Source organism: Telmatobacter sp. DSM 110680 (assembly GCF_039994875.1).
GTDB lineage: Bacteria > Acidobacteriota > Terriglobia > Terriglobales > Acidobacteriaceae > Telmatobacter.
The window spans coordinates 2,616,641-2,630,704 of record NZ_CP121196.1 but is presented as its reverse complement, the minus strand read 5'-3'; the positions used below and the strand labels follow the sequence as shown (position 1 = coordinate 2,630,704).

Annotated in this window: 9 protein-coding genes; 7 read left to right on the top strand and 2 right to left on the bottom strand. The window is 58.3% G+C overall.

Annotation, left to right across the window (positions count from 1 at the left end):
* Positions 1 to 110: 110 nt before the first annotated feature.
* Positions 111 to 311 carry an allantoinase gene (locus tag P8935_RS10850; RefSeq protein WP_348265013.1) on the top strand — a complete coding sequence of 67 codons (201 nt, stop codon included), beginning with the start codon at positions 111 to 113 and terminating at the stop codon, positions 309 to 311.
* Positions 312 to 398: 87 nt separating this feature from the next.
* Here P8935_RS10850 and P8935_RS10845 read toward each other — a convergent pair whose 3' ends face one another.
* Entirely contained in the window at positions 399 to 1,850 is a 1,452-nt protein-coding gene (locus P8935_RS10845; protein ID WP_348265012.1) for a hypothetical protein, read from the bottom strand.
* A 270-nt stretch (positions 1,851 to 2,120) separates the two neighbouring features.
* Here P8935_RS10845 and P8935_RS10840 point away from each other — a divergent pair, with 270 nt between their 5' ends.
* The 5 genes from P8935_RS10840 to P8935_RS10820 all read left to right on the top strand — a co-directional run bounded on the left by P8935_RS10840 (position 2,121) and on the right by P8935_RS10820 (position 9,074).
* Positions 2,121 to 5,009 carry an IPT/TIG domain-containing protein gene (locus tag P8935_RS10840; RefSeq protein ID WP_348265011.1) on the top strand — a complete coding sequence of 963 codons (2,889 nt, stop codon included), beginning with the start codon at positions 2,121 to 2,123 and terminating at the stop codon, positions 5,007 to 5,009.
* 76 nt (positions 5,010 to 5,085) lie between these two features.
* The gene (locus P8935_RS10835) at positions 5,086 to 6,450 is read left to right on the top strand and encodes an NAD(P)/FAD-dependent oxidoreductase (protein ID WP_348265010.1); all 1,365 of its coding nucleotides are present in this window, start codon (positions 5,086 to 5,088) and stop codon (positions 6,448 to 6,450) included.
* 143 nt (positions 6,451 to 6,593) lie between these two features.
* The gene (gene serS / locus P8935_RS10830) at positions 6,594 to 7,925 is read left to right on the top strand and encodes a serine--tRNA ligase (protein ID WP_348265331.1); all 1,332 of its coding nucleotides are present in this window, start codon (positions 6,594 to 6,596) and stop codon (positions 7,923 to 7,925) included.
* A complete protein-coding gene (locus P8935_RS10825) occupies positions 7,922 to 8,293 on the top strand; it encodes a hypothetical protein (protein WP_348265009.1) in 372 nt (123 codons plus the stop codon). The genes serS and P8935_RS10825 overlap by 4 nt, the downstream gene beginning before the upstream one ends.
* A gap of 85 nt (positions 8,294 to 8,378) precedes the next feature.
* The gene (locus P8935_RS10820; RefSeq protein WP_348265008.1) at positions 8,379 to 9,074 is read left to right on the top strand and encodes an outer-membrane lipoprotein carrier protein LolA; all 696 of its coding nucleotides are present in this window, start codon (positions 8,379 to 8,381) and stop codon (positions 9,072 to 9,074) included.
* On the opposite strand, the gene P8935_RS10815 is transcribed toward P8935_RS10820, so the two are convergent.
* Positions 9,008 to 10,414 carry a glycosyltransferase family 39 protein gene (locus P8935_RS10815; RefSeq protein WP_348265007.1) on the bottom strand — a complete coding sequence of 469 codons (1,407 nt, stop codon included), beginning with the start codon at positions 10,412 to 10,414 and terminating at the stop codon, positions 9,008 to 9,010. The genes P8935_RS10820 and P8935_RS10815 overlap by 67 nt on opposite strands.
* Positions 10,415 to 10,499: 85 nt before the next feature.
* Here P8935_RS10815 and P8935_RS10810 point away from each other — a divergent pair, with 85 nt between their 5' ends.
* Positions 10,500 to 14,033 (top strand): glycosyltransferase, encoded by a 3,534-nt coding sequence (locus tag P8935_RS10810; protein WP_348265006.1) that lies wholly within the window; start codon positions 10,500 to 10,502, stop codon positions 14,031 to 14,033.
* The last annotated feature ends 31 nt before the right edge of the window (positions 14,034 to 14,064 follow it).

Genomic DNA, 14,064 nt, shown 5'->3' with positions numbered 1-14,064 from the left:
GGCCGAATAGCCGTGCTTCGGAAATCCGCGCACAAATCCGCCGCCGCTTGCACAAACCGATTGAATCCACAACCAATACAAATCAATCGGCAATAGATAAGATGATACCCATGGCAAATCTGACTCTTGTCTATGGAATGCGGCTGTTGCCCGAGGGCGAAGTGAAAGAAATCAACGACGCTACCCTCAAGCTGGTTAACGGACACGAAGCGCACGTTACCATGCACGTGCTCGAGGGCTCGCGCGCGCAGATCGAAGCTCAGCTCAAGCAGAGCCTCGATGCCTTTTTCGATTTTTATCCAGAAATCTAACGCTTCGAGTTACATGATCGGGTGTGCCCCACCCATTCCTTGTTTCCTCGCAGAATAGGTGGGAAGGAATCATAGAACACGCGGAAGCTACACCCTCGCCTGCGTCGTCTTCTTTGCAGAGCTTTGCCGCACGCGCAGATTGTCGATTGCATAATCAATAAAACGCGGCTCAAAGTGTGGCGCCTCGCGCATGAAGCGGCAAGTCGCAATCACCTGGTCCACGATGAATCGCGGGTGATACGCAGCTAGCTCTAGCCCCTTATCCACCATCACTTTGTGCACAATCGCGTCGAAGATCTCGTCCGTCATCTCTACTGCCTGCTTCTGACATTCCGATACAAAGATCTTTTTGTAGTTTTCTTTTGAAGGAGCGCCAACCTCGATTTTGTAAGGCAAACGCCGCAGAAATGCCGGATCCATCAGGTCTTCAGGCTCCAGGTTGGTGGAGAAGATCACAAGCTCTTCAAATGGAATCGAGAAGGTTTTGCCGGTGTGCAGCTTCAGATAGTCCACTTTGCTTTCCAGTGGCACAATCCATCGGTTTAGAAGATTCGTCGGGCTCACGATCTGCCTTCCGAAGTCATCGATCAGGAAGCATCCCCCCAACGCCTTCACATGCAGCGGAGCTTCGTAGTAGTGCCCCGTCGTGTCGTAGCGCAGATCCAGCATCTCCAGCGTAAGTTCGCCGCCCGTGATCACAAAGGGCCGCTGACATGGAACCCAGCGTGCATCGTAGCTTTGCGCCCTTACCACCGTGAATGCGTCTTCGTCCTCGATGCTCGTTGTTTGCAGAGGAAGGTGGATGCTCGGATCGTGAACTCGGATAATCTGCCCTTCCACCATCACCGAATATGGGACGTAAATCACGTCGCTGAAGACCGACGCAAAACGCTGGGCCACTGTGGTCTTGCCATTTCCAGGCGGTCCATAGAGCAGCATGGCGCGCCCCGAATTCAGCGCAGGCCCGGCCTGCTCCATGATGCGTGCGTCAAACGCCAACCCCGTGGTCGCCGCCGTGATCTTCTCGGGCGTCACCAGTTCATTGGTCAGCTTTTGCATGTTCACCTGGTCGGTGAACTCGTCGAGCGTCACCGGTGCAGGACCCGTGTAGTGCTGCCGGTTCATCGCGTCGATCACGAACCGTTTGCCCTGTTCTGTAAATGTGTAGGCCAAATCGATCAGGCTGTCCGAACTGCGGGCGCCCAGGTTCTGCAGCAATGACCTGTCCACGGCCATGCGAACCAGTTCAAGAATGATGTTGTACGGCAACTTGATCGCGTCGCCAAACTGCCGTACCGTCTGCAGCCGTCCCACGTACACAAGCTTGAGCATCAAGCTCAGCAGGTCCGACTCATCCAGCCCAGTGGCGAGGATGTTCTCGGGTTCCCGCGGTGTGCGATGCATAAATCGTTCAAGGGTGTCCTTCGTGATCGCACCGATGGCGATTAGGTTTTCCCCCAGCCGGCCTCCGCACATCGACAGCCGTTCCAACGCCTTCGCGATGTCCATCTCCGTCACGAGCTTGGCTCGGACGAGCAAATCTCCCAATCTCAAACGCGTGCTGATAATTGGCCCCCTTAAATCCTTCTAATTGCGAGTGTTGGATCGCAGATTCATTGTAGCCAAGAAAGTAACTTTGCAATGAACTTAGGTAACTCATACCACGGTACTTATAGTTACGAGCGTGTTAGTGGGCGACGAGGATCGCCTCATTCGCAAACATTTAAGCAATGGCAAAGATTAGAAATCTCTAACCCTTCAACGCTGTCGAAGGACCGCCAAAAGCAGGCGCTTGCATGGGAGAGTTCCGTGCATACACCTCCGTTTGCCTTCCTTTTATTGACCCCCGCGTTGGCAGCACCTACGATGTTCGCCGGAGGGCCAAAGTACATCGCTGGAACTGCCTACTTCAACCCCGCAGTTGTCGGACAGCCCGTCCACTGGTCAGGCGGCGTCGTGAACTACTACGTGGATCATGGACCGCTCAACGTCAAGATCAGCAACCAGCAGGCCACCGCGATGGTGGATGCGGCAGCCGCAATCTGGAGCGGCGTTCCTACCGCTGGAGTCCGGCTCACCAATGCTGGCTCGCTCAACGAAGACGTCAGCGGCGCCACCATCGTCGCCGGAAACCAACTGTTCGCCTCGCCTTCCGACGTCACGCCATCGGCGACCGGCTACCCGTTGGCCGTCATTTACGACGCGGATGGCTCAGTTATTGACGGCCTCTTCGGCGTCGGATCGAGTGATCCCACCAGTTGTCAGAACAACGGCGTTTTTCCCTGGCTCGACAACATCCAACCGGACGCCACCATCGCGCACGCCGTGATCCTCGTCAACGGTCTATGCGCCACAAACGCCAGCCTGATTGAGATGATGCAATACGAGCTGGAACGAGCCTTCGGTCGCATCCTCGGCCTCGACTACGCGCAGGTAAACCCTTCCGCTCTTGCCATGAACGATCCAAACGCAACGCTAGGCTGGCCCGTCATGCATCCCATGAGCGGCGTCTGCGGAGCTGCCGGCGGCGTCTGCATCCCGAACCCCGATCAGCTGCGCGATGACGATATCGCCGCACTCAACCGCATCTATCCCGTTACAGCGTCGAACCTTGCGAGCTTCCCCGGCAAGCAGCTAACCACGATCAATACCATCTCCATTCAGGGAACAATCAGTTTCCGGACGGGCGCGGGAATGCAAGGTGTTAACGTCGTCGTCCGCCCGCTGGACGTTAACGGCAACCCGCTCTATCAATACACTGTCACCTCCGTCTCCGGCGCCTACTTCAGCGGAAACCACGGCAACCCAGTCAGCGGCTGGAACGACCCCAGCGGCAATCCGCTCGCGCAATGGGGCTCTAACGATCCAGCCTTACAGGGCTTTTTCGATCTTGGAGGCATCCCCCTTCCCCCGGACATGACAATGGCCGATTATCAGGTCACCTTCGAGCCAATCAATCCGCTCTATATGCTCACCGAATCCGTCGGCCCCTATCTGTCCGGCTCGCCTGAGCCGTCCGGAACCATGCCGATAATCACCATCCCAGGCATGTCCGCAGGCAGTTCACAAACCCTCTCTGTCAATATTGCGGATTCCGCTGAAGGCAGCATCCAGGATGCAATTGCCACGCCCGACATGCCTCGAATGCTCGCACCCAGCGGACTGTGGTGTGGACGCCTAAGCCAGGTAGGCCAGACCGACTGGTTCGCCTTCCCTGTGCGCTCAGGTCACACCTTCACCGTTGTAACCCAGGCGCTGAATGAAAATGGTATTCCCACGGAGACAAAGGCACTCCCGGCAATCGGCGTCTGGGATGCGTTCAAGCCGCTCGCCGCGCCAAATCTCAACTGGGCTCCTGCTCTGAACGGCTACGCCACCGGCGAAACCTGGCTCCAGGTCACCGCCACTGCGGACGATATCGTTCGTCTCGGCGTCGCGGACATGCGAGGAGACGGTCGCCCCGACTATGCCTACAACGGCTGGGTGCTCTACGCCGATACCGTGAAGCCACCCCGCCTTCCCGCAACTGGCGGTCCCATCGTGATTCGCGGCATGGGCTTCCGATCATCGGACACGGTCCTCATCGACGGCAAGAAGGCGGTGGTCACCAGCGTCTCTCCCAACGAAATCACTGCCATCGCGCCACCCGCAGCAGCCGAAACAACGGGCTCGGTCGATGTCGAAGTCGATGACCTGCCCATGTTCTATGCCATCGCGATTCTCCCCGGTGGAGTCAGCTACGACTCCGGAACCGGCGATTCGCTCACCCTCAACACTGCTCCCTCTAACACCGTACCCATCGGCGTACCGATTCCCTTCGCCGTCACTGCGCTCGGCCCCACCCTTTCCCCAGCAGGCAATGTCACCGTTACATTCTCGGTTGTCAGCGGCAATGCTACGCTCGGCTGCGGAGCCAGCATTTGTACCACCACAGCCGCGGGGGACGGCGCGGCAGCAATGACCGTTACGGCACCCACCTCCAGCGCCTCGGTTGTTACCGCATCCTTAACCAACGGCGTAAGTCTGCAGGCACATTTCATGGGTGGAACACCTCCCGTCCTTGCTGCGCTTGCCCCCAACCTGTCCGTCGCCGCTGGTGCGACCGTCAACTGGACCACGCAGGCCCTGGCTCTGAGCAGCGGAGCCCCCGCTGCCGGGCAGACCGTCTCGTGGAAGGCCGCCGATAACATTGCCGCGCTAGGTCCGGCATCCTCTACCACCAGCGTTACCGGCATCGCCTCAAAATCTCTCGCCGTTGGACCTCTCACTCCCGGCCAGCAGGCCGTCTCATCCGCCTGCCTCAACGGCACCACCCAATGCGTCAACTTCACCGCCTTTGGGGCGCGCCCCGAGTACGCGTGGCTCGAGTCCGTCTCTGGTACGGCGCAAACCCTCTCCGCATCCGGCACTCCGGGCGTGGTCACATTGCGTGTTCGAGATATGAACGGCAACCTCATGGCCGGAGCCACCGTCACGTTCTACCAAGCCCTCTACGCGTGGACCCCTCCCTGCCCGCCGCATGGTCGCTGCGCCCAGTCCCCACTTCTCGCGACTCAAACCGCTACCGCAACCTCGGCTCTCGACGGCACCGTCAGTTTCTCTCCTGTTTTCCTTTCGGGCATACCTACTAACCTCATCGCCCTGGCAGCCACGGGAAATACCAGCACGCTGATTGTGACTGTGGAAAACCACCCGTAAACGCAATAACTTAACAACGTCCACAATCTCCCGCCACCTGCTCCCCCTCTCGGGCATCTCATACCGGAGAGGTCGAATGAGCGAACTGACGAAACCCCTACCGGTGGGAGAGGCGAACAAACGTCCGCGCGTAGTCATCGTGGGTGCTGGATTTGGCGGTCTGCATGCGGCTCTGGCGCTGCGCAACCTGACCGTAGACGTCACGGTTGTTGATCGCCGCAATCACCACACATTTCAACCGTTGCTCTACCAGGTAGCACTTGCCGTCCTTTCGCCGGCCGACATCGCCCAGCCGATCCGCACCATACTCCGTCATCAAACCCACACTGAAGTCCTCATGGACGAGGTCGCCGCGATCGACGTCGAGGCGCGCCGCGTCACCCTCGCATCGGGCACGCAACTGGGTTACGACTACCTCGTCCTTGCCACCGGCGCAACCCATTCCTACTTTGGAAAGAACGAATGGGCGCCATTCGCTCCCGGTCTCAAAAGCATTGAAGACGCTCTCGAAATCCGACGCCGCGTGCTGCTTGCCTTCGAACTCGCCGAGCGCCACATGCAGGAACATGGTTGGCATCCTCCGCTGAACTTCGTGATCATTGGCGGAGGCCCTACTGGCGTCGAGCTAGCCGGCGCGATCAGCGATATCGCCAAGCTTTACATGAAGCATGACTTCCGGCATATCGATCCCTCCAAGGCGCGCGTCATGCTTCTCGACAACGGCCCGCGCGTGCTGGCCGCCTACCCAGAGGATCTTTCCGCAAAAGCGGAGCGCGAACTCTTTCAGCTCGGGGTCGAGGTCCACACCAAAAGCCACGTCACCAATGTCGGCGCCGGCTGGGTTGAAGCCAATGACCAGCGTATCGAAGCGGCAGTGATCCTGTGGGCTGCGGGGGTGCAGGCTTCGCCGTTGGGAAAAATGCTGGGTGCTCCCATGGACAAGCGTGGCTGTGTCATCGTCGACGCCAATCTGAACCCTCCCGGCCTCCCCGAAGTATTTGTCCTCGGCGACCTCGCTCACTTTGAGCAGGACGGCCGCCAAGTGCCAGGTGTCGCGCAACCCGCCATGCAGATGGGCGACCACGTAGGCAAAATGATTGCCGCCGACCTCGCCCGGCAGCAGCGCCCGGCCTTCCGCTACTTTGACAAGGGAGATATGGCGACCATTGGCCGCATGGCCGCCGTAGCCAAAGTCGAGTGGCCATTCAAGGCGCACTTAAGCGGTTTTCCGGCGTGGCTGACGTGGATCGCGGTGCACATCTTCTTCCTCATCGGCTTCCGTAACCGGATTGCCGTCTTTTGGCAATGGGTATGGAACTACTTCATGTTCCGGAGCAGTGCCAGGCTCATCACCGGAGATCAGCGACTCCCCGGTTGGCAGGACCAAATCGATGCCGGCCCGGCCCCAGCCGAGGAAGCCCGCACCGTCGAAGTGCGTTGAAGACCGAAGTGTCATCCGCAAAGCAGCTTGGGGCTCCCACAGAGTGGGCTGAGCGGGCGAACGATCTGCTTCTCACAGACACCCGTGACCGCACACCAGCCGCAAAGCTAACCGCTGCCCCATCAAGTAAACTGGTAAGAGTCATGCTCGATCTGGGATTTGTCCGGGGCAACCTGGAAGTAGTCGAAGAAAAACTGCGTGCCCGCGGTGCCGATCCTGTTGCGCTTCTTGGCAATTTCCGGCAACTCGATGTGAGCCGCCGCGAAGCCATCACTGCCTCCGAACAGCTCAAAGCCCGTCGCAACGAACTGTCGCAGCAAGTCGGCGCTCTTAAGCGCGAAGGTAAAGACGCCACCGAATTGATGGACGAGACGCGCCTCCTCAAAGACAAGCTAGACGACCTAGACAAGTCCGCCACCGCACTCGACGAGCAAATGCGGCTTTCTTTGGCCGGCATTCCAAATCTCACCCGTGACGAAGTGCCCACCGGCAAGTCTGAAGAAGACAACGTTATCGTAAAAACCTGGGGCGAAAAACCGCAGTTCGCATTCACACCGAAACCTCATTGGGAACTCGGCGCAAATCTCGGCATCCTCGACCTTGAACGCGCCGCGAAGCTGAGCGGTGCGCGATTCGCCGTATACATGGGTGCAGGAGCCCGCCTCGAGCGAGCCCTGATTAGCTTCATGCTCGACATCCACACCCAGAAGCACGGCTACACCGAAGTCCTGCCGCCCTTCATGGTCAATTCCAAAAGTCTCTTCGGTACCGGCCAGCTTCCCAAGTTCGCCGATGACCTCTTTCGTTGCTCTGACGCGGACGCGGAAGCCGTTGCGCGTGGAGAGTTCAAAGACAACGACCATTGGCTCATCCCCACCGCTGAAGTCCCCGTCACCAATCTCTACCGCGACGAAATCCTCGAAGAGTCCCTCTTGCCCATCTGCTTCACGGCGTACACACCCTGCTTCCGCGCCGAAGCCGGAGCCGCCGGCAAAGACACGCGTGGCATCATCCGCCAGCACCAGTTTCAAAAAGTCGAGCTGGTCAAATTCGCGCGTCCCGATCAATCGGGCTCAGAGCACGAGCGGCTGACCCGCGACGCAGAAGAGATTCTCGAAGCCCTCAAGCTTCCCTACCGCCGCATGCTGCTCTGCACCGCCGATACCGGCTTCAGTTCCGCCAAGACCTTCGATCTCGAAGTCTGGCTTCCCGGCCAGCAGCTTTACCGCGAAATCTCTTCCTGCTCCAACTTCGAAGCCTTCCAGGCCCGTCGCGCTAACATCCGTTTCAAGCCCTCCACCAAGGGCAAGAACGAATTCGTGCACACCCTCAACGGCAGCGGACTCGCAGTCGGCCGCACCTGGCTCGCGATTCTTGAAAACTACCAACAGGCCGATGGCTCGGTAATTGTCCCCGAGGTCCTCCGCCCTTACATGGGCGGTCTCGAGCGAATTACCGCGCAGGAGCAAAAATGAACAAGCTCCTCAAAAGCTACTTCTACTGGACCTACCCTCGTGGCCACGTTCATTACGACGTCCTCGTGACACTTATCCTGCTCTTCATCTTTGTCACACCGCACCTGTGGAACTACGGCGATACGCCTTCGCGCCAGCCCGCCCCCTCTCATCCCATGCAGGTCATTGGCGACGGAGGTCGCGGGATTATTGTCACGGTAAGCGCCGACGATCTCTCCGTGCCCGCGAGCGAAACCGACAGCGAAGTTCGTAAGCAGCTGCGCAAAGCGATCGAGCCCGTCACCGGCGATGCCGTGTCTGTAACCAGGTGGGAAACGGCAATTGACTCCCAGGGCAACCGCGTGTGGAAGATCTGGGCGCGCCGCTGACACATCTTTAGCGCGGGATGCTGAAAACAGCCTTAACGGCTGCTTAGTTCCCCGCATCTCACCGTCCAACAGGAAAAGGAAGTCTATGCTCTTCGGAAAGAAAACCTTGCTGGCCGCGTCGCTCGCGTTCTTCTTCGCGTCGATCACCCCAAGCCTGTCCGCTCAGGACTTGAAGTCCGTGCTCGCCAAACTTGATGCCGCCTCCGCAAACTTCCATTCAACCATTGCCAACTTCGAATTCGATAGCAGCCAGACGGATCCAGTGCCTGACACCGACGTTCAGAAAGGCATTGTCTACTACGACCGAAAGAACAACGTCATGCGGATGGGCATCCACATTGACGAGGACAATGGGAAACCTGTTCCAAAGGTCATCGTTGTTTCCGGCGGCGAGTTCCAACTGTATGAGAAACTGATCAACCAGGTCACGCGCTCCAAAAAAGCCGGCAAATACGAAAGCTATCTTGTACTCGGCTTCGGCGCCAGCGGCAAAGACCTTCAACAGAAATTCGACGTGAAGTATGCCGGCGAAGAAACCGTAGGCGGCGTGAAGACAGAGAGGTTGGACCTGGTTGCCAAAGACCCGGATGTCCTCAAGCTCTTCCCGAAAATCACCATCTGGATTGATCCGGCGCGCGGCGTCAGCTTGAAGCAGTACTTTGACGAGGGCCAGGGCCAGTCGCGTACCTGCACCTACACAAACATCAAGGTCAATCAGCCTCTGCCAGCCGACGCCTTCGCCTTGGGGACCGACAGCAAAACCCAGTTCGTCAACCGATAGAGCGCAATCCCGCCCAGCACAAACAACATCGGAAAGCACTCGAGCGTATACCGCGCCTCGGGTGCTTCCACTGTAAGTAGAAGCGCACTGCGCAGCATCATGTATGCCAGCATCCACGGCCACATTTTCGGCCGCATGCACAGTCCCGCAATCCCTAGCAGCAGATACAGCGCATTCAACCCCGCATAAAACCAACTGAAGCGCGTCTCCGCGTAGTGGTGCTTGTACACCCACCAATCCAGATCGATCGGCAGATTCTCCACCCGCGGCCGCAGCCACATATCCAGAACGCGCCCCAGCGGCAGCAGCACATGCGATCGCAATGGATGCGCAGCGCTTCTTTCTGCAGCCAGTTTCGCAAACCGCGCGTCGATCTCCGGTGTCAGGCTCTGACCGCTGTTGTTGTACGCATTTGCCAGAGCTGCGGTCTCCGCGTATTGTTCCTGCGAATCAAATGCCCGCGGCGGCAGCTTCGAAATATCGAGCGTATCCCCCGGAACATTCCAGTACACCTCGTACGTCGAAACAAAATCCAAACACCACGTCTTCACCCAGCTGATCCATCCCGCCTGCGTTGACTCCCCCGGATCGGTCGCATACCGCGGCGCCAGCGGCTCAATCACATGAAACGTCCGCCAGTTGCGCCACGTCCACGCCGCGAATGGCACCACCGCCAGCAGCACACAGACCGCCATCATGCGCGACACTCCCCCGCGTATCCACACGAGCCTCTTCTTGCGCCGCAGCACCACCAGCAGCGACGGCGCAAACGCCAAGGCCACGAGCGCCCCATCCGGCCGCAGCAACGCCGCATAGGTCACGGCAAACGTGAACCCGAGCGCCGGACGCCACCCCGGCCGTTCCGCGAATTGCACGACACTCCACATCGCCAGCGCGATCGCAAACAGCGTAGGCCCCTCGGTCAGCGGATTAGCCGCATACACCGCCGTAAACGGACAAAGGACCGCCAGCCACAATGTGCCAAATGCAGCTCCCCGGCTAAGCCGCGCCGGAGCAACATGCCTTGCAAAATCCGCCAGCAACAGACATCCCGCGAGCTCGAGCACAATCTGCGCCCACGCTGCCGCCGCGTAGTTCTCCATTCCAAACAATTTGAAGCACATCGATAGAAACAGCGGATACCCCGGCAGCCTGATCAGCGTGGGATACGTCTCGCCCGTTCCCACCGTCAGCGCATAGCGCCCGTAGAGAAGCAGATTTTTGGCGATCCCACCATAGATCAGCGCGTCGCCGGTGACCTCGTAGAAGTGCTTCAGCATCCAAAACCGAAGTAGGGCTCCTGCCAGGAGGGCCGCCAGAATCCAAAAAGCGGCGCGCATTCGGCCGATTGCTCTAACCGCCTGCATCGATTGACTCTGAGGTTCAGCTTCCATACGATTCGTACTGTATACCGTAAAAACAGCAATGCTTGATAAACAGATATTTTTCGATCCCCAGCGAACACGATGGAAGCGCCTCCGCCGCATTCTCGATATAACTGCAGTGGCGTCAACGCTGGTGCTCGCCGGCTTTATCTTCAATGTACTCCGCGGCCAGCGCTTGCCTGAACTCCTGCTCCCCACGCAGAAACACACCTATAGAGGCCTGCAAAACAAGCCCGCCCTCGCCCGCGGCCAGAAGCCGGCTCATTCCGCCCGCCGCAAAACAGATCGCAAGCCCTCCGACATTCCCTTCAACACTGGTGAAGGCGTGCGTGCCGCTTACTACATCCCGTCAGATGCGGCCAGCTACTCGTCGCTCAAGGAACACATCCATCAGATCGACCTGCTCTTCCCCCAATGGCTACACTATGACGCCCCGTCCCTCGATCTCCAGGGAACCACTTCTGACGGCCATGAATTCCCCATCTTCCAGGGCGGCGCAATCCACGACCCCGACGAAAACAACAAAATCAAGCGCGTCATCCAGCAGGCCCGCGAAGACACTGAAATCTTTCCTCACCTCGACAACTTCAATGCGCGCACCCAAAGCTGGGACGCAGGCATGGGCGAGATCATCAAGGACCCAGCCAAACGCAACCAAATCCGTCAGGATCTGATGCGCCTGCTGGCCGCATTCCCCGGCTATCACGGTCTTTCCTTCGACTTTGAAAGTCTGAGTGAAGATGCCCGCCCTGCGTATCTCGCCATGATCCAGGAGCTGTACGCCGACTTGCACGCGCGTCATCTTCACCTCTACGTCAACGTGCCTGTTTCGACTCCCACCGACGAGCTGAAGGTGATCTCCGCCAACTCCGACGGCGTTGTGCTGATGAACTACGACGAGCACGAAGTTGATTCGCAGCCTGGCCCCATCGCCAGTCAGGATTGGTTCGTCGCCAATCTGACGCGTGTGCTCAAATCCAAATCCGTTCCCATTGAGAAGCTCATCTGTGCCGTCGGCAACTACGGCTACGACTGGGAAATGTCCATCCCTGATCCGAAGGCACGCGATCCTAAACAGCGTTCTCCGCGTGTGGTCGACACCGAAGAAATGCCGCACGTTTCCGACGTCTGGCAGCGAGCCAGCGATGCCGATGCCGACCTCGACCTCGATTACAACTCACTCAATCCTCACTTCGAGTACATCGACGAAGACACACACACCCGCCACGTCGTCTGGTTCCTGGATGGCGTTACACTGCTCAACGAAATGCGAGCCGCCCGCGGCCTTGGCCTTCAAACTTTCGCGCTGTGGAGGCTCGGCTCTGAAGATCGCGCCATGTGGAATGTCTGGGACAAGCCCAGCAATCCTGTCTCACCAGATGCGCTCAGCACGCTGCAACCCGGACACGACGTGGATAACCAGGGCTCCGGCGACATACTTCGCGTAACTGGCTTGCCCCAAACCGGCAAGCGCACCGTGACCGTAGATACTGATGAAACCGACCCGCGTAAGAAGCTCATCATCGACGAGCACATGGATGTGTTTCCACACACCTACATGGTCGAGTACTACGGCTACCATCCCAACCAGGTCGCCATCTCTTTCGATGACGGTCCCGATCCCAAGTGGACTCCCAAAGTCCTCGATATCCTGCGCCAGAAAAACGTCAAGGGAACGTTCATGATGATTGGTGCGGAGGCCCAGGAGAATATCGGCCTCATGCAGCGCGTGCAGCGCGAAGGCCATGAAATCGGCAATCACACTTTCTTCCATCCGGATATCAGCGAAATTCCAACTGATCGGCTCGATCTTGAGGTCAAGCTCACAGAACGCCTCTTCGCGAGCAAACTCGGCGTGCAGCCTCTCTATTTCCGTCCTCCCTACGACATCGATGAGGAACCCGAAACCGATGACCAGGCCGCTCCAGTGGTCCGCGTACAACAACTGGGCCTGACCGTAGTTGGCAACAAGATCGACACCAATGACTGGGATGAACGCAACCCGAAATCTCCCGCCGAGATCACTCATTTTGTTCTCGACCAGCTAAACACCATGAAACTGAAGCCGCAGTTTCGCGGCTCCATCATCCTTATGCATGATGGCGGCGGCGACCGCTCCGTCACCATCGCCACTCTTCCCTATCTCATCGACGCTCTGCGCGCGAAAGGTTATACCATCGTCCCGGTCTCGTCTTTGATGGGCATGACCACCGCGCAGGTCATGCCGGCGCTGACCGCGAGACAATACTTCCGTGCCATCCCCGACTCCATCGCCTTCTCCGCGCTTTCCATCATTGGCCGCTTTATAGTTCTAGTTTTTTTCCTCGGCGACGTCCTGATGAGCGCGCGCCTCATTATCGTTGGCATCTTCGCCGTTATTGATCGCCTGCGTCGCCCCCATCGTCAGGCGTCGCCAGGCTTCAGTCCTCGCGTGGCTGTGCTCATTCCCGCCTACAACGAAGAGAAGGTCATCGTCCGAACCGTGCGATCCGCGCTCAACTCTGACTACCCAAATCTGCATGTCATCGTCATTGACGACGGCTCAAAGGATCGCACCTTTGAAGTAGCGCGCGAGGCCTACGCTAAAGACATCGCCGCCGGGCGCGTGCAGGTACTCACCAAGGCCAACGGAGGCAAAGCCGCCGCCCTCAACTATGCGCTCGAACGCATCGACGAAGAGTTCTACGTCGGCATCGATGCCGATACCGTCATTGCCATGGATGCGGTGTCAAAACTGATTCCGCACTTCGAAGATGAGAGCATCGGCGCTGTCGCCGGAAATGCCAAGGTCGGCAACCGCGTCAATCTCTGGACCCGCTGGCAGGCGCTCGAATACATCACCAGCCAGAACTTCGAACGCCGCGCTCTCGACCTTTTCAACGTGGTCATGGTCGTTCCGGGCGCCATCGGCGCTTGGCGCACCGCCGGAGTTAAAACAGCGGGCGGCTATCCCATCAATACCGTCGCCGAAGATGCCGACCTGACCATGAATCTGCTCGAGCAGAAATATAAAGTTGTCTACGAAGATCGGGCGCTTGCATTCACCGAGGCTCCCATCGATGCCAGCGGTCTTATGCGTCAGCGCTTTCGCTGGTCCTTCGGAATCCTGCAGGCCGTCTGGAAACATCGCATGGCCTTCGTCCGTAACAAAGCAATGGGGCTTTTCGCGCTTCCCAACATCCTCATCTTCCAGATGTTTCTTCCGCTCGTCTCCCCGTTCATCGATCTCATGTTCCTCGCCGGTCTGGTGCATTATCTCGTCGATCGCCACTATCACCCCGAAGCAGCATCAGCCGCGAGCCTCGAAAAACTCCTCGCCTACTTCGGCGCGTTCCTGCTCATCGACTTCGTGACTTCAACCATCGCTTTCAGCCTTGAGCGTCGCCACCCCGCCAACAAGGGAGACGGATGGCTGCTTTTCCACATCTGGCTGCAGCGCTTTGCCTATCGTCAGGTCTTCTCCATCGTGCTGGCGAAAACACTCAAACGTGCCATCGATGGCAAGCCCTTCAATTGGGACAAACTCGAGCGCACCGCCAAAATGAGCAAACAAACTGAAGCGTTAACGATGTGACTAGAATCAAACCCATCAGATCGCAAAGGCT